The organism is Devosia sp. Z11_6, from assembly GCF_058133665.1.
The window spans coordinates 129,068-154,831 of the sequence record NZ_JBYUNQ010000007.1; the positions used below are offsets into that span (position 1 = coordinate 129,068).

The following is a 25,764-nucleotide window of genomic DNA, read 5'->3' on the forward strand; positions in this document are numbered from 1 at the left end:
TCAGCCAAAGCTGGTGAGGAAGGCGCCCGTTACGGTGTGGTCGGGCGCGAGATTGTAGATGATCGCGTGCCGGTCGATGCAGGTGCAGGGATGGGAAATGCCGAACTCGATCACGTCCCCCACCTGCAGCACCACGCCTTCGGGCAGCGCCACAAACGCATGCTGGTCGTTGAGGCGCAGCACCGAGGCACCGCCCAGGTCCACCTGGGTCGGCGCGCCATCGCGATACAGCGCGAGCGGGCGCGGCAGCCCCTGATCCATCGCCACATCGCGCAGGCCCATGCCGCAGATCGCGAGCCCCGCCTCGGGCAGCGACAGCACTTCGGCCCACAGCCGCAGCGCCGGCCTGAACCCGCTTGAGGCCGAGCGCACCTGTCCGCCAATGCGGAAACCCTCACGCGCATCGAGCCCGGCAATGCCGCGCTCATAGGTGCCATGGTCATGGAAAAAGATCGCGCCGCTGCGCAGCACCAGCCGGCAATCGGGGTCCGCCGCTACCGCCGCTTCCAGTCCCTTGACCACGAGGTCGAAATACACCGAGCCACCGGCGGTGACGATCAGCGGCCGGCTGTCGCCCACCCGCGCCCGCACCAGCGGCAGGAAAGCCGCCGTCATCGCCATCAGCGCCTCGATGCGCTGCAGGGTTTCGTGGGCGTCGGCAGTCGCCGCCGCCCCTTCATAGGTCGCAATGCCCGACAGGCGGAAAGTGGCGGTTTCGGCCGCCAGGATTGCCTCGAGCACCGCTCCCGCCCCATCAGCGCTGCGCAGGCCGGCGCGACCGGTGCCGAACTCCACCAGCAGACCCAGCGCTGGCAGGTCGTCCCGCTCGCTCCAGGCAGCCCGGAGTGCTTCCAGCAGCGCGAGGCTATCCACGAACAGGTGGATTTCTGCATCGGGGTAGCCCGCCAGCATGGCCGCAAGGCGCCGCGCTGCCGCGGGACCACCCACTTCATTGGCGAGGATCAGCCGGCGCTGACCGGCCGCCAGCAACACGGCGGCTTGCCGGATATCGGCGACGGTCGAGCCCCAGGCCCCCGCCGCCAGCAGCGCCGCCGACAGCGCCGTCGACATCGGCGTCTTGGCATGGGGCGCGATGGCCACGCCATGGTCGTTCACATAAGCCAGCATCTGGGCGACATTGCCCGCGAACGCCGCTTGATCGAGCGAGATCAGCGGCAGCGCCATCTTGCCATCGAACGGCTTCCAGCCCTGCGCCCCGATCGCGGCCAGCGGCAGCGGCTGGTGACCCGGCGGAAAGCCGCGGATGCGCTCGTCGATCACCGGATTGTCGCTGTTGGCCAGGTGCAGGTCAGACATGGAAAGGCTCCGCCGGCCGTGGCCGGATTGGTTATCTTGGGGTCGCACCGGCGGTGCTAGCGCGCCCGAGGGGGGCAGGCAAGCCCACCCGCCCCGTCCCGCCGTCTCAATAAGCTTTCATCGCCTGCGCCAATGGCCGGCTTTGCAAATGCCAGGCTGGCAACAGGGCAATCACCAGCCCGAGCACCCAGATCGCCCCGGCGAGCAGCAGTTCGTCGCGCCCGATCGAGGGGCGCAGGGCAATGCCGATCTGCTGCTCGATGATCGCACTCAGCCCCAGCGACAGCAGATAGCCAAAGCCCAGCCCAAGGCTGACGCCGACGGTAAACAGCACGGCAATGAAGCCCCAGGCGATGGCGAAAATATAAAGTTTTGGCGCTCCGATGGCCCGCAGTGTCACAAATTGCGGCATCAGCAGGCGGAACAGGATCAACACGCTCGCCACGATCGAGAGCATCACCAGCGCTTGCGTGACCAGGGCCATCAGCGTCATCAGTTCGCGCACATCGCCCAGCGTCTGGTAGAGCTGGATCAGCACTTCGGCGGGAAAAAACGCCATGGACTCGTCGGTGTTGTATTCCTGGCGCAGCCGGTAAGCGTCGGCGACGGAAGCGGCCTTGAGCACCGCGGCGGGCACGCCGGGCGTTTCCCCTGCGAGATACGGCCCGCCAATGGCGTGCTCGTTGTGCTCGTGGCCATGCTCTTCATGGGCATGGTCGTGCCCCTCGTGGTCGGCCTCGGCGGTTGCTCCCCCGACTTCCTCCCCCTCGCTGTGCAACAGGCCATGCAGGTCCCACACCAGTTCCACCGGCACGACGATGGCGCGGTCCCAGGGTGAGCCGGTCGCTGCCATCCGGCCCACCACCGTGATCTCGACATCATGGCCTTCGGCATGGTCGAGATCGGCCCCCTCGTGGGTGCCATGGGCGGGGGTGAAGCTGGTGCCGATTTGCAACGGCACCGAGGCCCCCACCACCGCTTCGTTGATGGCCTCGAACACGCGCCCATCGAGCAGCGCGTCGTTGGACAAATGAGTAACCAGCGGCGCCGTCGCGCCCACCAGCGGGGCGCGCTGATAGCTGTCGCCGAAGGCCAGCGGCGAAGTGAAGGCGGCGCGCTCGTCATTGAGCACCCGCGCGGTCATTTCGGGGGACAGCAGCCGGGAGGAGCCGGGCTGCAGGTAAACCGAGGTCAGCAGCGCATCGGTGCGGCTGCTGACCGGGGCAACCACCACATCGAATTTTTCCGCCGCCTGGGCGCTGCCTGATTTCAGCGCCCGCTCCTGGGACACGATGGCCACCGAAAGCGCGGTGCCCGCCACGATCAACACGATAAAAGCCAGCACCGTCATGCGATAGCGCAGCAGAGCGGCCAGAACGATGGGCCAGGGGTTCATAGCTGCACCTCGACGCTATGGGCGGCTGGATAAACCCGCGGTCCAGCCAGCAACCGGCCATCCTCGATCTCGAACACCTGGTCGGCGCGCCGCGCCACCCGCTCGTCATGGCTGACGCAGATCACGGTTTTGCCCTGGCGGGCCAGGCGATGCAGTTCCTCGATGATGAGTTCGGCATTGGCCTTGTCGACGCTCGCGGTCGGCTCGTCGGCCAGCACAATGCCGGGCTCGAGCAACAAGGCGCGCGCCATGGCGACGCGCTGTTGCTGGCCGCGCGACAAGGCTGCCACCGGGCCCGAGCGCACCGGCACGTTGAAATGGGCCAGCAAGGCTTCGGCGCGTTCGCGCAATGCCGCTGGCGTCCTGAGATGGGTGAACCAGGCGGGCACCAGCACATTGTCGAGCGGGCCCAATTCATCGATCAACCGGAAATCCTGGAAGATCAGCCCGCAATTGTGCCGCCGCCAGGCGTCGCGCTTGCCTTCGCTCATCGTGTCCAGTGCCAGATCGCCCACCCGGATCGTGCCACCGCTGGGCTGCAGGATCGCCGCGATGATGTGCAGCAGCGTGGTCTTGCCCGACCCGGACGGGCCGATAATGGCGTAGAACCTGGCTGGCGCGAACTGTAGCGACACCGATTGCAGGGCCTCGATTTCCCCGCCGGTGCGATCGGCAAACCGCGCCGAGATATTGTCCAGCATGATCATTGCAGCAAGGTGCTCCTCCGCTCACCCCCGGGTGAGCCACCATCCCCGAAAGGTTGGCAATCGCTGCTGCGCCTGGCCGGTGCGCTCAGCGTGTGACGCTTCAGGGAACAACCGACCGGGCCAGCAATCTGGGCAGTTGTTCATCGACGAATTTGCGGCTGATCGGTCCGGGATGGCTCAGCAATAGCCGCCCCTGCGGATCGATGACGAAACTATGGGGCAGCCCCACCATGCCGAGCCGATTGGCCACCGACTTGTCGGTATCGGCGCCCGCCAAGGCATAGGGATTGCCGAGCTCGGCGAGAAAATCGGTGGCGTTTTCCGGCAGGTCGGTGACGTTCATGCCGGCGAGCACCACGCCCTCCCCGGCGGCAAGCTCCACCAGCAGCGGATGCTCGGCCCGGCAGGGCACGCACCAGCTGGCAAAGGCATTGAGCAGCGTGACCTGGCCCTGCAGCGCGCCCGCGTCAAATCCCGACCCCGCGAGCCCGTCGATGGGCTTGAGGGTAAAGGGGGGCAGCGGCGCGCCGAGCGCGAGCCCCGGGGCATTGTCCCGTTGCGCGCCAAACCACCAGAGCCCGGTGCCAATGGTGACCAGCAAGGCAAGGGCAATAACTTGACGCTTGCGCCAATGTGTCTGTCCGCTTGCTGCCGGACCCATCCCGCCGGCCCTTGCCTATGCTAGGCCTCGTAGAAATCGGCATTGAGCAGGCGCACGCGGCTGACAAACCCGGTAGCCTCATCGGTTGCCGGGCCGATATCGAGAGTGCCCCGGGTCCAGATCAGCGTGCCGGGATTAATGGCTTCCTGGCGTTCGCGCATCACCACGAAGATGATGGTGTCGATCCAGTCATCCTCGCTTTCGCAGAACGGGCAGGATTCAACGGGCTGGTTGGACAGGACGAAAAAGTCGGAATCCACCTTGAGGTGGGGCGCCATGAAGCCCTGGATCTCGACTTCGGTGCCGGCCAGTTCCTCTGCCCGGTCGGAAAAGGCCATGTCGTTGTCGTAGTCATAAAGCGAGCCCATGCGAATGCGGGTCGGCGCCGCAAAGCTCGGCAGGGTCAGGAGCGGCAGCGCAGCGAGGCCAACAAGGCCGGTGGTAAAATCGCGACGGGTGATCATTGCAGTTGTCTCCTCGAAATCGGGTGGGAGGCGGTGCAAAACCGCCTCCCACAAGAGCAAAAAACCCGCCGGCGGGGCCGGCGGGCCATTAGGACTTACTCTGCAGCCATGCCGGCATTGGCCAGCACGACAGCCAGGGTGGCCTTCATGTTGGGCAGGGTCTTGTCCTTGGCGGTTTCGAGCCATTCGTCGAGCGAATGGCCACGCCCGCCAATGCCGCTATTGGCGCCAATGGTGAGCGCAGGAATCCCCAGGCTCATGGGCATGTTGGAGTCGGTCGAACCAAAGCCTTCGCCCTTGAAGTCACCGATCGTGGCTTCGAAGGCCGCCTTGGTCAGCTGGAAGATCTCGGTGTCCTCGGCGGTCTTGCCGGCAGGACGCAGGCCGATCTGCTCGAGTTCAACCGTGATCGGGCCTTCGGCCACGGAACGGCGGGCGTTCTCATTGGCGGCAGCCTGTTCGGCGATCACCTTCATGCGCTCATGCACCTTGTCGAGTTCGGCGGGCTCATTGGAGCGCATGTCGATATCGGCGGAAACGCTGAAGGGGATCGAGTTGACCGAAGTGCCACCAGTGAGAATGCCGACGCTGTGCGTGGTCTTGGGCTCGGTCGGAACCTGGATCTGGGAGAAGGAGGTCATGAAGTCAGCCAGGGCATAGGCCGGGTTCACGAGGCCAAAGGCACCAAAGCTGTGGCCGCCCGGGCCCTTGAAGTGCACGCGATAGCGCACCGAGCCCGTACCACCCACGGTGGCGCTGCCGGCCGAGCCGCCTTCAACCGAAAAGAAGCCCTTGATCTTGTCGGCATATTCGCCCTCGTTGAAGAGGTAGCGCACGCCGCGCAGGTCGCCCGGGCCTTCTTCGCCCACGGTGCCGACAAACAGGATATCGTCCTTGGTCTGGATCCCGGCATCCTTCATGGCGCGGGCATAGGCCAGGATAATGGCCGTGCTCATCTTGTCGTCACGCACGCCGGGGGCATGGGCTTCGGTGCCCTTCCACTCGATGGTGACATCGGTGCCTTCGGGGAACACGGTATCAAGGTGCGCCGAGACGACGAGGAACTTGCCGTCGCTTTCGGTGCCCTTCCACACGCCGATGGCATTGCCTTCTTCGTCGACCTTGACCTCGGTCAGGCCCGAAGCTTCAAGCAGTTCGGCATAGCGGGCGGAAATGGCTTCTTCCATGAACGGGCCGGAAGGAATCTCGGTCAGCTCTTCGAATTCGGTGATCATCTGGTCGTAATTGGCGTCGAGATACTGCACGGCAGCATCGAACTTGGGGTCGGCCAGGATGGAGTCAACAGCCTCGCCATAGGCTGCGGTATCGATGGGAGCGGCAGCTTCTGGTGCTGCCTCCTGCGCAAAGCTGGCGCCGCTCGCCAACATCGCTGCGGCCAGCGCGGCCGCCGATACAAACTTTGTACTGATGAAATTCACAGTCTTTATTCTCCCTACCTTGACCAAGCCCCAAGATCCGGCCGGGCAGAGTGGAAGAGGGATAACAAGCCCGTATTCGCCGAACCAAAGGAACTTCTCATTGCCCCATCAAACTTGGGGATTTTAAAGCTGGCAAGCCGTACTTTCAGGAAATTACGTATCTTCGCCGTAGTTCAAGGCCAACAAAGGAATTAATGTCCCCGCTTGTGGGGAGAAAGAAGTACTGCCCCGCCCCTCCGCGTGAAATGGTCTGTTCCAGCCGGCTCCGCCACTGCGCGAATGCAGCGCGATAGCGCTCCAGCACTGCCGGGTTGAGCGACAGGTCGAGCGCTTCCCCGTTTTCGGCATCGCTGAGCCGCACCGGCCCGCTACCCAGCGCTGCTGGGTCGATCTCCTGGGGCGAAGCGAGGTGGATGGCCACGATGTCGTGCCGCGCCCCCGCCAACAGCTTGAACTGGGCGTCCACCCCCTCATCCATGAAATCGCCCACCAGCACCACCATGGCACGCGGCTTCATCTCGCTGCGCGCCTGCGCCAGCGCTTGGGAAAAGGGCGTGCGCCCGCCGGTGGGGCGTTTGCCGAGCCAGTCAAACAGCATCTCGGCCCGGCTCTGCCCCTGCAACTGGGGCGACCAATCCACCCGTTTGCCGCCGGTTATCCCCAACTGCACCCGATCGCCCGAAGCCAGCGCGATGAAGCCCAGGACTTGCGCCAGAACAGCGCCGAATCGGTATTTCTGCGGCTCACCCGTGAGCATGGAGGCCGAGCCATCGAGCACCACATAAACCGGCAATTGCCGGTCCACGAAATATTCGCGCACAAAGGGCTCGCCCAGTCGCGCCAGCAGCCGCGGATCGAGTTTGCGCACATCGTCGCCCTCCCGGTAGGGCCGATGGGCGGCAAATTCCATGCCCGCGCCCTTGTTCTGCGAGCGCCGCTCGCCCACCCCCACCAAAGCCTGCGCCCGGTTGAGCCGGTAGCGCGCCACCACCAATTGCTCGAGCAGGCGCGAATCGGGTCTCACGCGACCGCCCGCACGCTTTGCTCAAAAAGCTTGCCCACCAGCGCCTCCAGCGACACGTTCTCGGCACTCCCTTCGAAATTGAGTTGCACCCGGTGCCGTAGCGCTGGCAGCAGCACGGCGCGCAGATCATCAAAGGCCACGTTGAAGCGCCCTGCCAGCAAGGCATGCGCCTTGGCCGCCAGCACCAGCGCCTGCGCGCCGCGCGGGCTCAGCCCAAAGCGGATAAAGCGCTGCACTTCGGCGCTTGCCCCCGGCGCCGAAGGCTGGGTCGCCAGCGCAAACAGCGCCACCGACCGGCGCACATGTTCGGCAATGGGCACGGTGCGCACACTTGCCTGCAGCGCCAGGATCTGCTCGGGGGTCAGCACCTGTCGCGCCACCGGCTGCTCGGCGCCCGTGGTGGCCTGCAAAATCGCGGCCAGCGTTTCGGCGCTGGGATAGCCCACATCGATGCGGAACATGAACCGATCGATCTGCGCTTCAGGCAGGGCATAGGTGCCCTCCATCTCGATCGGGTTTTGCGTCGCGAGCACGCAAAAGGGCTGGGGCAGCGGCATGCTGGTGCCGGCTGCGCTCACCGTGCGCTCCTGCATGGCTTCAAGCAGCGCCGATTGGGTGCGCGGGGTGGCGCGGTTGATTTCGTCGGCCAAGAGCAATTGGGTAAAGATCGGCCCCGGCTGGAATTTGAGCACATTGCGCCCGTCCGCTTCGGGCGTCAGCACCAGCGATCCCGTGATATCGGCCGGCATCAGGTCGGGCGTGAACTGCACCCGCGAAAAACTCAGACCCGTGACCTCCGCCAGCGTCTTGACCAGCAGCGTCTTGCCCGCGCCGGGCGGGCCTTCCAGCAACACATGCCCGCCCGCGATCAGCCCGATCAGCAATTGCTCGACAATTGCTTCCTGGCCCAGCACCGAATAACCGATCTCGCTGCGCGCCGCCCGCAGCGCCGCCAGCAGCGCGTCGAGCCCGTCGCGGTCGGCCGGCATCGGGGCGGGGCGCGTGGGGGAAAGAACTGTCATATCGGCTCCTCTGCGGCGGTCCGCCGGGGGCGGACCAGACGGGTGAAAAGATCGGAATAGCGAACCACCAAGTCCGCAATGAACACGAGGAGCGCCAGCCCGAGCCAAAGCGGCCCGGCCGGATCGAGCGACCAGCGCCCGGCCGGGGGCAATTCGAGCGCCGCGCCAGCAGCGTAGTGCCGCCCGCCCGTGGCGGCAACCAGCGCCGCCGCGCCTTCGGGGCGCCGCAGCGGATCGAGTCGGGCGGGATAATCGAGATAAAGCGCGGTTTGTGCCTCCGCCTCCCCCGCATGAACCACAAACTGGTAGGCGCCGGGCCCGCTGGCCACGAAACTGCCGCCGAACAAACCTTCCCCGGCCCGGTGCAATGGCACCACGGTTCTGCTGCCATCGGGCGCCACAGCTTCAAGCACCGGCTCCGACGCATTGCCCGCCTCAGTCAGCCGCAAGTGCACCACGTCGCCCTGCCGGCTCGCGCTCAAGCGCAGCCCCGGGGGCTCGGTAGCGGGCAAAAAGCTGCGCAGCGCCTGGGTGAAGACGCGGGGATAGTCATTGCTTCCTTGCCAGGTCCGGGTCCAGTCGCCCGCCGCATCGGTGGTCATGGCCAGCACCTGCCCGGCGCCATATTGCCAGGAGGCCAGCAGCGGCACCGGCTCGCCGAATTGATCCTCAACCATCGCGTGGGTTGTTGCCTCCGGCTTGGGCGTGGCCAGCACAAAGCCTTCGATGGGCGGGAAGTCCTCGTCCATCCCCAGGAGGAACTGCGCGTCCCGATCCAGCCAATAGGGTTGTGCCGGCCGCTCCTCGAGCGGCTCGCCGGCCAGCAACATGGCTTCCTGCGACAGGATGGAGGGGAGCGCGGCAAAATCACTGGTGGCGTGGAACAGCCCGCCCCCTTCGCGCGCCAGCATTTCGATCAGCTCGCGCTCCGAGCCTGCGCCGATGGCTACCGAGGACACCGTAATATCGGCCTCCCCAATCGCCTCCATCAGCGTATCGTAATCGGCCGGCTGGCTTTCCCCGTCGGTCATCACCACGATGTGGCGGGCCGAAGCGGTCACATCGCGCAATTGCTGGTAAGCGGTGACTAGCCCGCGATATAGCGCCGTGCCGCCCCCCAGGCTCACCTGATTGACCGAGCGGGCGATGAAGTCCATGTCGGCCACGTCCGACATCGGCACGGTCAGGCGGGCGCCCGAGTCAAAGGTCACCACCGCCACCTGGCTTTCCGGGCTCAGCAGCTCGATTGCCGCCAGCGTGGCTTGCTTGGCGACATCGAGCCGGGTCAGTGGCCCCACCGGCTGCTTCATGCTGCTGGAGCGGTCGAGCACGAACACCATGGCGACGCCCGGCTTGTCGCGCGGCACCCGCGCGGAAATCGGCGACATCGCATCGAGCGGGGTTTCCAGATAGCCGCCCGGCCCGAAGCTGTTGGGCCCGCCCAGGATCAGCAGCCCTCGCCCATGATCGGCAACCGCGGTCTGGATCAGTTCCTGCCGGGCGATGGTCAAGTCGATCGCCGGCAGGTTCATGAGGACGATCCCGGCATAATCGAGCCAGCCATCCAGCGTTTCGGGCGTCTCCGCGGCCGGCACAAGTTCGGCGTCAAAGCCCTGGTCCGCGAGCATGGCAGCAAACGCGGCGCCCTGCCCTGCTTGCCCCGCCAGCACGGCAATTCGCCCCGGCGGCAGCGCCGAAACAACGGTGCCCGCCACATTGTTGCGCGGCTCGGGGTCACCTGCCGCCACAACCTCCATCCGATAGGGCGTCAACCCCGCCGCCTGCACCGAGACCGGCACGGTGACGCGGTTGCTCCCGGTGGTGAGAGCAACATTGTCCCGCCAGATCTCGCCCTCGTTATCTCTGACCACGATCTCGGCCTCAACCGGTGCCGGCGCCTGCACCAGCCCCACAAGCTCGATCCGGTCGCCGGCAAAAACCGGCTCGTGCGCGCGCAAACTGACCGCAAGATCGCCTTCCCGGCTTTCCCCTCCCGCCACTGCATCAATGGGGATGCCGCGCCCCAGCAGGTCCGCAACGGTCCCGGGCTCGGGCGCCACATCCGCGCCCAGCACGATCCGACCCGGCCGGTCGGGCGGCAGCAGTGCCGCCGCCAGTTGCAGCGCTGCGGTCCCGGAGCCGCTAAAGCCTCCCCTTGGCGCCATCTCCCCGCTCGATAGTCGCGGCTGCTCGGCCAGCACGAGGGTTTCGGCCCCAGCCACCGGTGCGGCTTCCGGGCCGATAATGGCCACCACAGCTTGGTCGGCTCGATAGATCCAGAGCGGCAGGTTGAACCAGGCCCCGAGCGCGAGGGCCAGCGTCAGCAGGCGCATGCCCAATACGAGACGGCGGCGCCGGCTGGTCGCGCCACGGCTCAAGAGCTCCCGGGTGGCAAAGCGCTCCTCGCCGCGCCCCGCCAGAACCGCCTCGATCAGCAGCACGGCCAGGGCCGCGCCGATCAGCCAGGGCCACAGCGCCACGGGGCGACCCGGCACGGCAGTGGCTGCGCCAGCGGTGGCGATCAGGCTTTCCGCCCCCACGGGCGGCGGCACCGCCACAAGGGCGCTCCGACCCTCCCGCTCCAGCTGATACAGCCCCGCCCGGTCCGGCACAAACCGCCCCGCCAGCGCAGTGGCCGCGCCCGGTCCCCCGTCTAGCCGCCGCATTGTTCCGCCGGCGAGGCGCACATCGAGCGGGCACACCACCCCAATCTCGCAATGCGGCTCCACCACGGCTCCCGGCAGCGGCCCGAGCAGTTCCATCAGATTGACCGCGAGAACCGCCAGCGCCGGCTGGCCGGCCCAGCTGCTCGCCGCGGGATCAAAGCCCAGCCGGAGGTCATAGCCTTCGGGCCGCCGGGCCAGCGTCACCAGCGGCGCGTCCCCGGCCCAGGCGATGATCTCGACATCGGCCGGCGCCGGCTGGCGATAAGCCGCCGCGAAAACGAGGCTTTGCCACCCCATGGCGCGCGACAGGGGGTGATCATCGCGCCAGCCCGTCACCGCTGCGGCAGGCAGGGCCTTCGTCACTTCCCCCGCCTGATGCGCCGCACCGATCCACACCAGATTGGTGGCGGGTGCTTCCTCGACCGCCACCCCATCGATCAGCACCAGGTCAAAACGGTCGGCGTCAGCGGGAAGACTCGCCGCTTCGGTTACCGTGACGCCATCGATCGCCGCGAGCGCCTGCGCCAAGGGTTGCTCGCCCGGCCCCACATACAGAACGGTTCGTTCGGAGGGGGCAGCATTGACCACAAAATCCACCCGATCGTCGAAACCCGCTGCATCCGGCGCCAGTTGCACCGAAACAATGCCGGCGCCCGGCACGGCCAGGCTCTGGGTAAACGCCCCCGCCGCGCCCTGCTCGAAACTCAAAAGGGTTTGCCGCTCGCCACCCTGCGGCTGGAACTCGACTGTCACGACCGTTCGGTCCATGCGATCCGAGAAGGTCACTTCACCGGCAAGGGTCCACTCCTTCTGGCCGGCCGACGGGGGGGCCAGCGCCGCCCGCACACCGGCATTGGCCGCAGGCGCTCCGACCGGCACCAGCGCCAGCCGCAAGCTGTCGTTGGCGACCAGGAAATCGGCGGGCGGCGCATCGGACACCACGATCACCTGGGTGATCTCGTCGGGGCGATGAAGTGTTTCCACCAGGGCGCGCGCGCCGGGCCAATCCGCGGCGCCCTCCTCGGGCGCAACCCGCGCCAGGGCACCGGCGAGGAGGCTTGGCAACATGGCCTGCCGCGCCAGTTCGGGGCGGGCGCTGTTGCCGGCAATGATCAGCGAATAGCGCGCCAGGTCGCCATCCCCCTCGGCATGCGCGCGAACGAGCGCTTCGGCCTCCGCGCGGCGCGTCGCAGTGCCGTTGCTCGCGCCCATGCTGGCGGAATTGTCGAGCACATAGATCCAATGCCTGACCTCGCGGTTGGCGCCCCAGAATGGCAGGCTGAGCGCCAGCACGATCAGCACCAGCGCCAGCAATTGCAGCAGCAGCAGGAGGCTTGGACGCGGCCATTGCCACAGCGCCCGCATGCCGGTCGGCGCCATGTCGATCTGCTTCCAGATCATCAGTCCCGGCACCGTCACCGGACGACGGCGGCACACATGCAACAGCGCGATCAGGATACCCAATGCCAGCAGACCCAACATGAATGGGGCCAGCAAACTCATGGCGCGATCTGCTCGTCGCGGCTGAACAAGCGCTTCACGGCCGGCGCGGCGCTTGGGGGAACGGCTTGCCGCACCACGGGCATGGCGTCCTGGCGCGGCCATTGCCGCTGCGCGACAGTGTCGTTGACCCGGCTTTGGCGTGCCTCGGTGGTTTCGCTGCTGCGCACCCGTTCGGCATCAATGGTTGTTCGCGCGGCCAGCGTCTGGCTTTCGGCAAACCCGGCCGGCGGCGGCAGGCTTGGCGCCGAGGCATTGGCAGCCGGACCCTCACCGGTGCCGGCCATGTTGCTTTCGGCTTCCCCCGCCCCCTCTGCAGCGCCCTCGGCCGAGGGCTGGGGAGCACTGTCATCAAAGCCCTCCTCCTCGCCCATGCCCGAGCTTTGCTGCTGGTTGGATGGCGGGGCAATGCCGAGACCCTCGCCTTCGTCTCCCGATGCCGGCAGCGTACTGGGCTTGACCTGCGCCACATCGCCCTCGGGCGCCGCCGTTTCGTCCCCAGGCTGCCCTGCGCCGCCATTGCCGCCCGCGCCCGGGCCGGGATTGCCGGCATTGTTGTCGGCGCCGGCCGAGCGGGCGGCGGCCATGCGGTCAGCCAAGCCGGTTTCGTCGCCCTCAAAGGGCGGCCAATCATGGAGCGGATTGCCATAACGATTGCCGGCCCGGTCCAACTGCTTGGCGAGTTCACCGATCTCGGCCGCGTCGGGCCCGGCCTCGTCGAGCCCATCAGCAAGGGCCTGCATCTCCGCAGCGACTGCGGCCAGTTCGGGATCGTCGCGCCGTTCGGCATCGGCCGCGATCAACTCGGCGGCGGCGGCAATGTCGCTGCCACTCACCTGGGCTTGCGCCGGAACGCTCAACCGCTCGCGGTCCCCTGCCACCGGCACGGCACCGAGCCAATGGACGGCAAGGGCCAAGGTCACGGCGAGCAGCGGCGCTGCCATGGCCCAACCCATCCGTTTGGTGAACCACGGGGCCACTTGCGCCGGGTCGGCCCGCTCGGCCGCCTGCCCGGCATCGAGCAACAAGGCCTCACCCACTGGTCCGGCCTGTGGCCCGGGCACCACTTCAAGCGCACTGGCGAGCTTTTCGGCCAGCGCATAGCGATCGTCGGTTACCATCGCCAGCCGCACCGGCGCGGGCGCCTTCGCGGTGATCATGGGGGCGAGAATGGCAAAACCCAGCAGCCCCGCACCCAGCCCCAGCGCGATTGCGGCACCAGGATTGCCGGCAGTCAGCGTCCAGGCAGAACAGGTAAATACGGCAAAGCCGAATGCGAGCGCATAAAGCCCCGCCTCGACCAAGCGCAGCAGGCGCCAGCGATGGCGCAATTGTTCCAGCAATCGGGCCATGCTGGCCGAAGCGGATACAGGCAGTAGGTCAGAGTTCAGCCGCGACAAACTCAAGAACTGGGCAAACCACGCTTGGGCCGGTGCACATCCCCGACCTTGCCGGTGATCCGATCAACTGCACGCCCAGCCGCATATACGACTTTAGTCTCACCTGGGGTGATCCAAGCAGCCGGTCACCCCGTTCAGAACCCGTTCATCTTTGTGGCTAAAAGGCGGAACGGGCCCTGCGTGACAGCAAAAGGCGCGGGAACAGCGGCGCTCGTCACACGCTTCCACTGCCATCCCGCGCCAGTATTAGCAAGTAAACGCCAGTAATTCAGCCGGTCGACCCAATCGGAAATCCATTGAACTGATCGGAGTCAACGGCCGCGACAACGGTGGTTCCGGCCACGAAACTGGCGCCCCCGCCAAGCAGAACGCTCCGGACGATTTCCCGGAAAACTTCGCGGGACCGGAATGATCCTTCCACGATCAATGCAGCCAAGTCTTCAACGCTGACAATCTGCCCGTTGAAGGCAATGTCGGTCACGCCGATGGCCTGCAGCCGGACCAATAGCCTCAGTGCATCCTGGTCGTCTCCGGCCTCGACAAAATTCTGCACCGCCTGCAGATACAGCCCTGGCTCCACGTCATAGGCAATCGCAGGCGCGGCAACGCTGGCCATCATCGTCGCTGACGCGATCGCGATGGTCAGTTTTCGAAGATCAGATCGTTTCATTTCAGGCTCCTTTGAAGTCCCGAACTCAATGTGCCGCCCCAAGCTTGGTTCAAAGATACGCCCGCAGTAGTGGCCCGCCCGTTAGTTGTTTCGTAACAATCTTAGACACGAAAATGCGATTAGGACTGTCGAATCGCGCGGCATTCGTCTTTGCCGTCGGATAACTTTGCGCCCGTTTTGCAGTAAATCGAGCCGATTGTGCCATTTCGGGACATTCAAGCGGCGTCCAGCAGGCACAAGTCCACCGCCACTGTTGCGAGCGCTGCCCCAATCCCACCGAGTTCGCTAAGACCATCCTCAGCCGGTCCTTCCACGTAGAGATTGCGGACCCGGTCACGGCCGTACAGCAGGCCGAGCGCTATCGATACCCGGGTCTGGTCGGCGAAAAACTCTGCGTTGGTATGGACTTGGCCAAAGGCATGCGGCGCTGAGCTGCGGGTTTCAGGGAAAACGAAATCGCCCGACCAGTCCAGCCGCGTCAAAGGAACCGTGTCGGGTAAGCGCGGCACGACGGGCGTGCCCCGGTCGCCCCGGGCCTTCTCGCAAACAACATCGACCTCTCCGGTGGATATGGTGCGGAAATGACCATCCACATTGTTGATGTTGGCCCCCTCGCGCAACACCATCCGGATCGCATCCGCATAGTCCACACCGATCCTTGTGCCAGCAAACTCGAAGACTTCACCACAATAGCGTGCCGTTAATATTGCTACCGCCAGAGGTAGGCTCTGGGGCTTGAGGTCGATGTCCTGCTGCCGAAAGATGATCACCGGCAACATGGGCAAAGCATCGGTATAGCAGTTGCTCGCAAGCTCCACGCGGGTTTCACCGAGAACGGGATCGTAGCTGGCCTCGAACTTCATGATCAGTGCCCCTTGGACCCAAGCGTAAGCTCGCTGAGTTCCCCGTTGGAGGCAATCTGATGGAAAAGGAGGCCGGTTTGCTGCTCAAGGCCGAACTTGAACTGGCGGATTTCATCATAGCCTTTGATCGGCGGTGAAACGAGGCAGTAGACTTGCCCCCGCTCGTTGTAGTCGGAAACGATCCGCAGGGTTTGCCCCATCGCCGAGCGCCCATTCACCATATTGAGGCAGGCCATGAGGGTGGAAAGATCGTTGAACTCTTCGGACCTGAGCACTCGCTCGCCCGCCTTGACCGCCAGGTCCTTCCAGTTGAAGGGAACCTCACGGTCGAGCTCCCCTTGCCGAACGGAAGTAAGATGGCAGGGAAGATGCAGTAACGTCTCCATCTCGCCCTTGAGCTTTCTCGCCCGTTTGAGCCCCCGCACCGGTGCCGAGCGAAAGTAGATGGGCTGGTTAAGACCCGCTCGTCTGGTACACAGATCACCCGCAGACACGGCAAAGACCGCTTCAAGCAAGCCGCCATTGACCTTGAAGCGCCCACTGGACGGCTGATCCTCCCCGGCCCCACCCGCAGCGTCCGGCACGGCCTTTGCCGAAGCTCCGGCTGGGCCAAGCGTCGCCGCGGCGGTTGCGCCATCACCGGTGAAGGCAGAGATCGGGACATAGATTTGCCACTGCCCGACATAGCCTGGAATCAGCTCGGCCAGAGTATCGATCGACAGCTGGTTGCGACAGTAAACTTCGTTGTCGCTTTCTTTGGCTTTCTGCGCCAGACCTTCATTTTTGTTCCAGCCGTAGGTGTTTACCACCCTAGCGCGCGCCGTTTGCCCATTTGATGCTTGCCGCGCCGTGCCCGTTACTGTGACGTTACTTGAATGATAACGCCGCAGGGTTACGAAGCTGCCGGTATGGCCGATCTCAAAGCCCATCACCGCCATGCGCAGGGCAAGATCGAGATCGGAGCCCAAAGAGAAAGCCTCATCATAGGGAAGCGCCTGCAGCACATCCCGGCGATAGAAGCTGGCGGGATGGGCGGTAATCTTGCCGGTGCCCCGCAACAAGGTCGCCGCAGTACGCTGCTTGCCGCTGTTGCGCTCGATCACGCCCGTGCTCTCGTCGAAATCGATCCAGCCCCCGTGCGAACCATGGATTTGCCCATTGCGCTCGAAATTGCGCAGGTGATCGCCCAGGCGGTTGGGCAGGGCAATGTCGTCATCATCGACGACGCAAATATAACGCCCGCGGGCGCCTTGGGTGATGAGGTTGCGCGCGCCGGGAATGGAGGCGATCTCAGTGGACTCGAGGCGAAGTAGCCCCCCGGCCCAGGCGATCTTGTCCAGGGACCTGCGCAATTCCCCCACTGCCTCTGGAGTGGAGCCATTGTCGATCACGAGGATTTCGAAGTCTTCGTCGATCTGGCCGCGGAAGCTGTCGATGGCTTCCCGGATCATGCGCAAATGATTGGGGCGCTCGGTGGTGGCGATACCGAGAGTCACCAAAGGCGTACTGCCCTTGAGGACCTCTGGAGCCGCGAGTTCGGCGAAGTTGGAATGGGGAAAGAGCATCGAGCGCAGCACGCTCTTGTCGGTATGAGCGATTTTCTGGTTGGTTTGACGCAGCTTGAGGATGCCGTTCATGCCCGTCGAGGGTGCGTGCCAGACGTGGAAGATTTGCAGCGCTTGTGGATTGGCCCAGTGCAGGGTGCGGCCGGAACGGCGCACTCGTTCGGCGAAATCGTTGTCCTCATTGCCCCAGCCCGTGAAGCGGGAATCGACGCCGCCGATCTCCTGCCAGGTGGAACGGGAGAAGACGACGAGGCCACCCTGCCCCCATTTGGCGCGCAAGCGGCCGTTCGGGCGTCTGCCCTCGAGTACCAGTGCCAAGGCATCGCTGACGGAATAGCTTTGGTGCAAGTCGGTCGCCTGGGCGATGCCGACCCCCAGCCGCCCCGCGGCAGCTTCGGTGACCAGGCGCTCGAGTTCCCCCTTGCTGCTCGCCGAGATCAGCATGTCGGAATCCGCCTTGGCGATAACGTCGTTGGCCGCCAGCAGAACGCCGGCATTGATGGCTTCGCCACAACTCCACACCTCGGCCTCGAGCCGAACCACGCTGGCTAGCGGCGCGATGGTGTCCCGGAGAACAATCGGCTCATCCGAGCCGAAATCGATCACCAGAATTTCGGTCAAAAAGGGCGCATCAAGCGCGGCAAAGCTGTCGATGCAGGCCTCTATCCGTTCGGTGGGCCAGTTGCGGACAGGAAGAACCAGCGAGAGCATGGGTGATATCCTTGCCGTCGAACCACCGGCGGCTCGCCGAACTCCTCAGGGATATCTTGTCTCAAGCACGGCGCCACAACGGACCTCTAAGATGACCGCGGCGCTTTGAGTTAATCACCAATCAGCAATGGTGCGATTGCAACGGCTAGTTTGTGGCAATATTTCACATCTGCCACCTGCAGCGGCCACGGCCGCGAGGATGCGCGCAGCGCATCCTCGATGCGGCATGGCTTAGGCGCACCGGGAACAGGGTTGCCGGGCTGGTCCCATCACGTGGGACCCACCCAGATGCCCTACAACCTAGCGCTGGCGGGCCTTGCGCGCAGCATAACGTCGATCCCGCTCAGCTTTGCGTTCAGCCGCTTCGGCTTCCTTGGCCGCCGCAGTCGCGGCCGCGTCGGCCTCGGTATTCAGGCTCGCTTCGGCTTGGGATTGGGCGGCAGCTGCCTGTTCAGCCGCTTTGCGCTCCGCTTCGGCTTGCTTGAGGCGCAGCTTTTCGGCCTCCCGGGCCTCACGGGCCACTGCGGCGGCTTCCTTTTCCGCCCGCTTGCGATCGAGCTCGGCCTGATCGGGCTTGGGGGCAGATTTCACCCGCTCAAGGAGCTGCTTTTTGGCTTCCAATGCGGTCTCCCGGCGCTTGGCAAAATTCTCTCTTTCATTCTTCACGGGCTTTCCTAACAAGGTCGTTGGCGATAATGGCGCCTTGATAAACGAAAAGCGGGCGATGTGGTGCAATTTGCCCGGTGCACAGTGTCGCTTTTTTTGAGTGCAAACGGGTCAGCGCCAAACCGGGGTTTGGGAAAACCTCCAAGCCCCAGCGTTGCCCGACCGGCACTCAGTGCTTCAGACTGCTTCCAAGGCCACCGCAATCCCCTGGCCAACCCCGATGCACATTGTAGCGAGAGCCCGCTTTTTGCCGCCGCGCGAAAGTTCCAGCGCCGCGGTTCCCGCGATGCGCGCCCCGCTCATGCCCAGCGGATGTCCAAGCGCAATCGCGCCACCATTGGCATTTACCTGCGGGGCGTCCTCGGGAATGCCCAACTGCCGCAGCACTGCGATGGCTTGGCTGGCAAAGGCTTCGTTCAGCTCGATATGGTCGAAATCGGCGGGGGCCAGTCCCAAGCGGGCGCAGAGCTTTTGGGTCGCCGGCACCGGACCCATGCCCATGATGCGGGGTGGCACGCCAGCCGTGGCTCCACCCAAAATCCGCGCAATCGGGGTCAAGCCGTGCCGAGCGGCGGCCGCTTCGCTGGCGATGATCAGCGCCGCGGCGCCGTCATTAACGCCCGAGGCATTGCCGGCCGTCACGGTGCCGCCGGCAAACAGCGGGCGCAGCTTGCCCAGCGTTTCGAGGCTGGAGCCGGCGCGGGGATGCTCGTCAGTGGCAACGCTGAGGGGCTCCCCCTTTTTCTGCGCGATGGCGACTGGTACAATTTCGAGCGCCAAGCGGCCATTGGCCTGGGCGCGCAAGGCGTTTTCCTGGCTGCGCAAGGCAAAGGCGTCCTGCGCCTCGCGCGTGATGGCATAGTCACGCGCGACATTCTCGCCCGTCTGGGGCATGGAATCGACCCCATAAAGCGCTTCCATCTCGGGGTTGACGAAGCGCCAGCCGATCGTGGTGTCGTGGATCTCGGCATGACGCGAAAACGCTGTCTCGGCCTTTGGGATGACGAAAGGCGCGCGGCTCATCGATTCGGTTCCGCCCGCGATCAGCAACTCCGCCTCTCCCGCCCGGATAGCGCGGGCGGCGGTGATCACCGCATCCATCCCCGAGCCGCACAAGCGGTTGATGGTCGTGCCGGTGATGCCCACTGGCAGACCGGCCAATAAGAGGCTCATGCGCGCCACATTGCGATTGTCTTCGCCGGCCTGGTTGGCGTTGCCGAAGATCACGTCGTCAACCGCTTCCCAATCGAGTTGCGAAAATTGGGCCATGAATGCCCGGAGCGGCACCGCTCCCAAATCGTCGGGACGCACGGACGACAAGGCGCCGCCGAAGCGCCCGATCGGGGTGCGCTTATAGGCGCAGATGAAAGCGTCGGTCATTTCAGGTCCTCCGGAGCGGTGAGGTGGGAGATGTCGCCCTCGATGATCAGTTCGGCCCCGGTGAGCGCCTGCAGTTCCTCAAGGCTCACCCCGGCAAGCTTTTCGCGCAACACAAAGCCGCGCGCGTCGATGTCGATCACGGCCAGGCTCGAGTAGACCCGGGTAACGCAGCCCACCCCGGTCAGCGGCAGGCTGCAGCGCTTGACCAGCTTGGGACGGCCATCCCGGGTGACATGGTCGGTAATCACCGCGACCCGTTTGGCGCCGTGCACCAGATCCATTGCCCCGCCCACTGCCGGCACGCCCCTGGGACCGGTGCTCCAATTGGCAAGATCGCCATTTTCGGCAACTTCGTAGGCGCCCAGGATCGCAACATCCAAGTGCCCGCCGCGCACCATGGCGAAGCTGTCGGCGTGGTGGAAAAACGCGGCTCCGGGCTTGAGCGTCACAGCTTTCTTGCCTGCATTGATCAGGTCCCAGTCTTCTTCGCCCGCGGCGGGGCTCTCACCGAAGTTCAAAATCCCGTTCTCGGTGTGGAAGATGGCCTCGCGCCCCGGCGGCTGGAACTTGGCGACCATTTCGGGAAAACCGATACCCAGATTGACATAGGAGGCGTCCTGGATGTCCTGCGCGGCGCGCCAGGCGATCTGGGCGTTGGAGAGCTTGGGGGTCATGCGTAGGCTACTCCGGCGCGCATCAGCGCTTCTTCCTGTTGTGCATCCGCGATTTCGATGATCCGGTCGACAAAGAGGCCCGGGGTAATCACCTGCTCGGGATCGATCTCACCGGGCTCGACTACACGCCTGGCCTGGACGATGGTGAGTGCTGCGGCAGAGGCCATCAACGGCGAGAAATTGCGCCCCGCTTTGCGGTAGGTCAGATTGCCGTGGCGATCCGCCAGCTCCGCCTTGATCAACGCTGCGTCGGCCTTGAGCCAACGTTCCTGCACATAACTGCGGCCATCGAACTCCCCGATCGGCTTGCCCTCTGCAAGGTCGGTGCCAAAACTGGTCGGGGTGTAAAAGGCCGGGATACCAGCGCCGCCGGCTCGGATGCGCTCGGCCAGCGTGCCTTGCGGCACCAATTCCAGCTCGATCTCGCCGGCCAGGTATTTCTCGGTGAAGGCGCGCGGATCGGCGGAGCGGGGGAACGAGCACACCATCTTGGCGACCATGCCGGCGTCGATCATTGCGGCGATGCCGATGCGGCCATTGCCCGCATTGTTGTTGACCACCGTCAGGTTGTTCGGGCTACCCGTCTGCCCGAACTGATCGATCAGCGCATGGATGAGCTCTATTGGAGCGCCCGAGCCACCAAAACCGCCGATCATCAGTGTCATGCCCGATTGGATGCCTGCCAATGCAGCAGGCAGATCGGCGACCGTCTTGTCCATGAGCAACCCCTTTGCTGTTGCGCTGGGATACCCAAATGGTGGGTTGGCCGGCAATGTGAATTGTGCGATATCTGTTTTTTGTTGACATATCGCACAACGGACAGGTGACCGTGGCTGTATTGCAGCGCGACATGATGGGCGGGTTGGCCAAGGGGCTAGCGGCGATCGAAACCTTCACCGCCGAGCGCCCCCGCCAGTCCATTGCCGAGGTCTCCGCCGCTTCGGGGCTCGATCGCGCCGCCGCGCGGCGATGCCTCCTGACCCTGGCGCAGCTGGGCTATGCCGATTACGATGGAAAATACTTCACCCTGACCCCGCGGGTGCTGCGTCTGGGAACGGCCTGTCTCGCGACAATGCCGCTGCCACAGCTGGTGCAGCCGCTGCTCGACCAGCTGTCCGAGCAACTGGGGGAAAGCTCTTCGGCGTCGATCCTTGATGGTGACGAGATCGTCTACGTGGCGCGGGCGGCGCAGCGGAAAGTGATGTCGATTGCCTTGATGCCCGGCTCCCGCTTACCCGCCTTTTGCACCTCGATGGGCCGCGTCATGCTCGCAGCCCTGCCGGAAAGCCAAGCGGCGGCCCGCTTGGCTGGACCACTGCCGCCGCGCACGCGTTACACGCGGACCCGGAGCCAGGATATCCTGGCAGAACTGGGCCGGGTGCGGGCCCAGGGATTTGCCTTGATCGACCAGGAGGTTGAGCTCGGCTTGCGCTCGATCGCCGTTCCGGTGATTACCTCGCGAGGGCAGACAGTGGCGGCCATCAATGTGGGCGTTTCGGCCAGCCAAGCTTCAATCGAGGCCCTGCCTGAGCTCTATCTTGCGGGCATGCAGTCCGTTCAGGCAGAGCTCAGGACAATGTTGCGCTGACCTATTCCCCTTAGGCGCGCCCCGGAACGTCTCGGGCCTGTTCCTCGTCCAAGGACAATACTACCTTTCCCAACTGCTCGTTGGCATCCAGCACCGCGTGAGCCTGCTGGACCTGGGTGAGCGGAAACACCGAATGGATGCGGGTGGTCATGCGGCCGGTTTCAAGAAGCGGCCAAACCTGGGCGACGAGTGCCTGCGCGATCTTTCCCTTATAGGCTGGCGGGCGCGGGCGAAGGGTGGATCCTGTGAGCGTCAGCCGCCGCCGCACCAGATCGCGGATATTGACCTCGGCGGTGGGGCCCTGGTGACTGGCGATGAAGACCAGCCGCCCGTCGGGCGCCATGAGATCGAGTTGCACTTGCACATTGGGGCCGGCCTGAGCGTCAAGCGCAACATCGAGGCAATGTTTGCCAGCATGGCGGCGAATGGCGCCGGCCCAATCCTCGCGATAGTCGAACACGGCATCCGCCCCCAGTTGGGTGCAGGCATCCCGCTTTTCAGCGGTGCTGGCGGTTGCAAATACCCTGGCCTGCCGCAGCAGCTTGGCGATTTGAATACCCGCCATCCCAACGCCGCTGGAGCCGCCCTGAACCAGCAGCGTTTCTGCTTCGCCCAGCCGGCCCAACCAGATGATGTTGTTCCAGGCGGTGAACAGAGCTTCGGGCAGCGAAGCCGCCTCGATGAAGCTGAAGCCCGCAGGAACCGGCATACATTGCACAGCCGGCACGACAACCTGATCGGCATAAGCCCCACCATTGGTGAGGGCGCAAACTGCGTCGCCAATCGCAAGGCCCGAGACGCCCTCGCCCACCGCCGCGATCCGACCTGCAGCGTCGAGGCCGGGAATATTGGTGACACCCGGCGGCGGCGGATAAAGCCCACGGCGCTGCTGGATGTCGGGGCGGTTGACGCTCGCGGCAAGCACCTGCAAGAGGACTTCACCCCGGCCAGGCACCGGCACCGGACCTTCAACGATCTGCAGCACTTCGGGCCCGCCAGGACGGGTAATTTCAACAATGCGCAAGCTGGCTTGCTCCTGTACTGGTGGAAGGGATCACCCGCCCGCGGGCTCATGGCGGAGCGCCGGGCAAAACGCCGCCGAACCGCACTGATCAAGGGACCGACCGATGCCGGCAATGACCCCGCCGGCTTGTATACGGTTTTTTGTCGTTGCCGGTGGACAGTTATCCGGCCAATCGCGGCCACCTATCCACCCTTGCGCGGCAGCGACAAATCCGCTTTGAGTGAGTTCCGGCAGGCGGAACGGAGGGGTGGATGCGGGAGCGTGACGACGAGGTGCGGGCGGCAAGCCGGGTGCTGGCCATTCTGCAGGCCATGAACCGGGAGCCGCACTCCACCATTCTGTCGCTGCATCAAACCACCGGGCTGCCGAAGCCAACCTTGGTGCGCCTGCTCAAGACCCTTGTGGGCAATGGCTTTGTCAGCAATGACCGGCGCCAGGCAGGCTACCAGATCACCTCCCTCGTTACCTCCCTCAGCAGCGGCTTCCACGGCGACCCGCTGGTGGTAGAGGCCGGGCGCGCCTGGGCAATGGAGCTCAGCGCGCGCTTCAAATGGCCGGTTGCCATTGCGGTGTTTGACCGTAACGCCGTGATCGTGCGCTATTCCACGGTGCATGACAGCCCGATCTCGCCCTTTCACGCCACCATCAATATGCGGCTGAGCCTCTTTACCCGCGCCTTGGGCCGCGCTTTCCTCGCCGCCTGCAGCGATGCCAGGATCGAGGAACTGCTGGCCGAAACTTCCGCGGCGCCGGAGTTGGAGACCCCTTCAGATCGGGATCCCGACAAGGTTCGGCGCATGGTTCGCACCATCCGTGATCGCGGCTATGCCATGCGCGATCCGGGGGCCGAACCGCGCACCTCCGACACGGTGGCGGTGCCGATCATGGGACGGGGTGGGGTACAGGCGAGCATCGGCCTGACCTATTTCCGCACAGCGACCAATGCATTTGGCTCACGCGATGATTCCGTCGCCGCGCTCAAGCGCGCTGCCGAAGGCATCAATGCCGAGGTGGAACGGCTCACCGTGCATCGTGGCTAGCCGTTCCGCGCAGCGGAATCTGCGCGGGGCAGCATTGTTCGATCGACATGCTCTAGCAAGGGTCGCTGCGTTGACTCGGTCGGTGCTCGCGCGCCGTTTCTGACTTTCCTGCCATTTGGACTTCCCACCATGACAATACATGCCGACCTTCTTGCCGCACTGATCTTCCTGGTCTTTGGCGCGATCGCCACGGTGGTGGGATGGGGCTATGGCTTTGGCACCTTCTCGGCCCTGGGGTCGGGCGCCATGCCGGTGCTTGCCGGGTGCGGCCTGTTGATCATGGGGGTGGCCCAACTGGTGCAAACGGCGGCAGCACGGCGGGCTGGACAGGCCTTTGTTTCCGCCTTCCCCCCCTCCGAGATGCGCCCACTGCTGGTGATCCTGGCGGCAGTGTTGGCCTTTGGTCTGCTGGTGGGTCCCCTTGGATTGCTGCCGGCGCTGACGGCGCTGGTGTGCATCAGCTGGTTTGCCGAAAGTGGCGGGCGGCGGCTTGAGATGCTCGCCGTTCTGGTTGTCGTGGCAGTGCTGATCGTCGCCATCTTCTATTATGGCCTTGGCATCCCGTTCCGCCTCGTGGCCTGGAGGTTCTGAGCATGGATCTCTTTGCTTCGCTGGCCCTTGGGCTCCAGGTCGCCGTAACCCCGATCAACCTGATGTATTGCCTCCTGGGGGTGACCCTCGGAACGGCTATCGGCGTGCTGCCCGGCGTTGGACCGATCATCACCATCTCACTGCTGTTGCCGCTTACCTTCGGGCTCACGCCCGAAGCCTCGATCATCATGCTGGCCGGCATCTTTTATGGTGCGGCCTATGGTGGCTCCACCACGTCCATCCTCGTTAACTTGCCGGGGGAAGCGTCTTCGGCGGTGACCTGCATCGACGGCCACCAGATGGCGCGACAGGGCCGTGCCGGGGCGGCTTTAGCGGTAGCGGCGCTGGGCTCGTTTTTTGCCGGCACCATCGGCACCTTGCTGATCGCGCTCGCCGGGCCGCCATTGGCCCTCATCGCCATGCGCTTTGGCGCGGCAGAATATGCAGCCCTGGTTTTCGTCGCCCTGCTCAGCACCGCGGCGATGACGCGGGGTGGCGTGGTCAAGGGCGTCGGGGTGGCCCTGCTGGGGATGGCCTTCGGTTCGGTTGGCTCGGACGTGTCGACCGGCATGTTCCGGTTCACCTTTGGCATTCCCGAACTGCGCGATGGCATAGATTTCGCCGTGCTGGCAGTGGGACTGTTCGCCGTTGCCGAGATCATCGGCAATATCGGCGCGCCGCAGGGCGACGCAGTGTCCTCGCGGAATATTGGCCGGCTTTGGCCGAGCCGTGAGGACTTCCGGCGTTCCTGGCCAGCGGCGCTGCGCGGCACCGGCATGGGCGCGCTGCTGGGCGTGCTGCCGGGGGCTGGCTTGGCCATGAGCTCGTTCACCGCCTATATGGTCGAGCGCAGTGTTTCCAAGCATCCCGAGCAGTTCGGCAAAGGCGCCGTCGAGGGCGTTGCCGGGCCGGAATCGGCCAACAATGCGGCGTCCCAGACCGCCTTTATTCCCACGCTGCTGCTCGGCATTCCGGGCAGCCCGACCATGGCGCTGATGCTGGGGGCTTTCATGATCCATGGCGTGCAGCCAGGCCCGCGCATGATGGGTGACCATCCCCAGCTGTTCTGGGGGCTGATCGTTTCGATGTGGGTCGGCAATCTGCTTCTCGTGATCCTCAACCTGCCCCTGATCGGGCTCTGGGTGCGGCTGCTACGCGTGCCCTATCACTGGCTTTATGTGTTCGTGCTCGCCTTTGCCTGCGTGGGCGTGTTCACCATGGGCTCATCGAGCTTTGACATCTATTCGCTCGTGTTCTTTGGTGCCCTTGGCTACCTGCTCAAGGCGGCAGGGTGCAACCCGGCCCTTTTCATCCTCGGCTTCATTCTGGGGCCCATGTTCGAGGAGAATTTCCGGCGCGCCATGACCTTGTCGCGCGGCGATCCAATGGTGTTCCT

At 64.9% G+C, this 25,764-nt stretch carries 22 protein-coding genes; 4 read left to right on the top strand and 18 right to left on the bottom strand.

Features of this window, described 5'->3' with window-relative positions; genetic code table 11:
- The 17 genes from AC3YMN_RS17345 to AC3YMN_RS17425 form a co-directional block, all read right to left on the bottom strand.
- Positions 1–1,317 (bottom strand): alanine racemase, encoded by a 1,317-nt coding sequence (locus AC3YMN_RS17345; protein WP_489890984.1) that lies wholly within the window; start codon positions 1,315–1,317, stop codon positions 1–3.
- A gap of 106 nt (positions 1,318–1,423) precedes the next feature.
- Complete coding sequence (locus AC3YMN_RS17350) at positions 1,424–2,713, bottom strand: FtsX-like permease family protein (protein ID WP_172122320.1); 1,290 nt, start codon at positions 2,711–2,713, stop codon at positions 1,424–1,426.
- On the bottom strand, positions 2,710–3,420 hold the full coding sequence (locus AC3YMN_RS17355; RefSeq protein ID WP_489890985.1) for an ABC transporter ATP-binding protein: 711 nt from the start codon (positions 3,418–3,420) through the stop codon (positions 2,710–2,712). The genes AC3YMN_RS17350 and AC3YMN_RS17355 overlap by 4 nt, the downstream gene beginning before the upstream one ends.
- A gap of 100 nt (positions 3,421–3,520) precedes the next feature.
- Positions 3,521–4,081, bottom strand: a complete 561-nt coding sequence (locus tag AC3YMN_RS17360; protein ID WP_489890987.1) for a redoxin family protein — start codon at positions 4,079–4,081, stop codon at positions 3,521–3,523.
- 20 nt (positions 4,082–4,101) lie between these two features.
- Entirely contained in the window at positions 4,102–4,545 is a 444-nt protein-coding gene (locus tag AC3YMN_RS17365) for a hypothetical protein (protein WP_127751854.1), read from the bottom strand.
- A gap of 95 nt (positions 4,546–4,640) precedes the next feature.
- Positions 4,641–5,984, bottom strand: coding sequence for a M20/M25/M40 family metallo-hydrolase (locus tag AC3YMN_RS17370; protein WP_489890988.1), 1,344 nt, complete (start codon positions 5,982–5,984; stop codon positions 4,641–4,643).
- A gap of 145 nt (positions 5,985–6,129) precedes the next feature.
- Positions 6,130–7,008, bottom strand: a complete 879-nt coding sequence (locus tag AC3YMN_RS17375; RefSeq protein WP_489890989.1) for a DUF58 domain-containing protein — start codon at positions 7,006–7,008, stop codon at positions 6,130–6,132.
- On the bottom strand, positions 7,005–8,030 hold the full coding sequence (locus AC3YMN_RS17380; protein WP_489890990.1) for an AAA family ATPase: 1,026 nt from the start codon (positions 8,028–8,030) through the stop codon (positions 7,005–7,007). Before AC3YMN_RS17380 ends, AC3YMN_RS17375 begins: the two co-directional genes overlap by 4 nt.
- The gene (locus AC3YMN_RS17385; protein ID WP_489890991.1) at positions 8,027–12,199 is read right to left on the bottom strand and encodes a VWA domain-containing protein; all 4,173 of its coding nucleotides are present in this window, start codon (positions 12,197–12,199) and stop codon (positions 8,027–8,029) included. The genes AC3YMN_RS17380 and AC3YMN_RS17385 overlap by 4 nt, the downstream gene beginning before the upstream one ends.
- Positions 12,196–13,548 carry a hypothetical protein gene (locus AC3YMN_RS17390; protein WP_489890992.1) on the bottom strand — a complete coding sequence of 451 codons (1,353 nt, stop codon included), beginning with the start codon at positions 13,546–13,548 and terminating at the stop codon, positions 12,196–12,198. Before AC3YMN_RS17390 ends, AC3YMN_RS17385 begins: the two co-directional genes overlap by 4 nt.
- Positions 13,549–13,864: 316 nt before the next feature.
- Positions 13,865–14,266, bottom strand: coding sequence for a hypothetical protein (locus AC3YMN_RS17395; protein ID WP_127751850.1), 402 nt, complete (start codon positions 14,264–14,266; stop codon positions 13,865–13,867).
- Positions 14,267–14,481: 215 nt separating this feature from the next.
- Positions 14,482–15,129, bottom strand: coding sequence for a hypothetical protein (locus AC3YMN_RS17400; protein WP_489890993.1), 648 nt, complete (start codon positions 15,127–15,129; stop codon positions 14,482–14,484).
- A 2-nt stretch (positions 15,130–15,131) separates the two neighbouring features.
- On the bottom strand, positions 15,132–17,405 hold the full coding sequence (locus AC3YMN_RS17405; RefSeq protein WP_489890994.1) for a glycosyltransferase: 2,274 nt from the start codon (positions 17,403–17,405) through the stop codon (positions 15,132–15,134).
- Between the two features lie 300 nt (positions 17,406–17,705).
- The gene (locus AC3YMN_RS17410) at positions 17,706–18,071 is read right to left on the bottom strand and encodes a DUF6481 family protein (protein ID WP_127755134.1); all 366 of its coding nucleotides are present in this window, start codon (positions 18,069–18,071) and stop codon (positions 17,706–17,708) included.
- Positions 18,072–18,248: 177 nt separating this feature from the next.
- Entirely contained in the window at positions 18,249–19,451 is a 1,203-nt protein-coding gene (gene pcaF / locus AC3YMN_RS17415) for a 3-oxoadipyl-CoA thiolase (RefSeq protein ID WP_489890995.1), read from the bottom strand.
- Complete coding sequence (locus AC3YMN_RS17420) at positions 19,448–20,125, bottom strand: 3-oxoacid CoA-transferase subunit B (protein ID WP_489890996.1); 678 nt, start codon at positions 20,123–20,125, stop codon at positions 19,448–19,450. The genes pcaF and AC3YMN_RS17420 overlap by 4 nt, the downstream gene beginning before the upstream one ends.
- The gene (locus AC3YMN_RS17425) at positions 20,122–20,844 is read right to left on the bottom strand and encodes a 3-oxoacid CoA-transferase subunit A (RefSeq protein WP_489890997.1); all 723 of its coding nucleotides are present in this window, start codon (positions 20,842–20,844) and stop codon (positions 20,122–20,124) included. Before AC3YMN_RS17425 ends, AC3YMN_RS17420 begins: the two co-directional genes overlap by 4 nt.
- 110 nt (positions 20,845–20,954) lie before the next feature.
- On the opposite strand from AC3YMN_RS17425, the gene AC3YMN_RS17430 reads away from it, so the two are divergent.
- Positions 20,955–21,713: an IclR family transcriptional regulator domain-containing protein gene (locus AC3YMN_RS17430; RefSeq protein ID WP_489890998.1), complete on the top strand. Its 759-nt coding sequence runs from the start codon at positions 20,955–20,957 to the stop codon at positions 21,711–21,713.
- 10 nt (positions 21,714–21,723) lie between these two features.
- On the opposite strand, the gene AC3YMN_RS17435 is transcribed toward AC3YMN_RS17430, so the two are convergent.
- Positions 21,724–22,737 carry an NAD(P)H-quinone oxidoreductase gene (locus tag AC3YMN_RS17435; RefSeq protein WP_489890999.1) on the bottom strand — a complete coding sequence of 338 codons (1,014 nt, stop codon included), beginning with the start codon at positions 22,735–22,737 and terminating at the stop codon, positions 21,724–21,726.
- Positions 22,738–22,988: 251 nt separating this feature from the next.
- Here AC3YMN_RS17435 and AC3YMN_RS17440 point away from each other — a divergent pair, with 251 nt between their 5' ends.
- The 3 genes from AC3YMN_RS17440 to AC3YMN_RS17450 form a co-directional block, all read left to right on the top strand.
- Entirely contained in the window at positions 22,989–23,777 is a 789-nt protein-coding gene (locus AC3YMN_RS17440; RefSeq protein ID WP_489891000.1) for a helix-turn-helix domain-containing protein, read from the top strand.
- A 129-nt stretch (positions 23,778–23,906) separates the two neighbouring features.
- Entirely contained in the window at positions 23,907–24,368 is a 462-nt protein-coding gene (locus tag AC3YMN_RS17445; protein ID WP_489891001.1) for a tripartite tricarboxylate transporter TctB family protein, read from the top strand.
- Positions 24,369–24,370: 2 nt separating this feature from the next.
- Positions 24,371–25,764, top strand: a 1,394-nt coding sequence (locus AC3YMN_RS17450; RefSeq protein WP_489891002.1) for a tripartite tricarboxylate transporter permease, incomplete at its 3' end; no start/stop codon positions are given.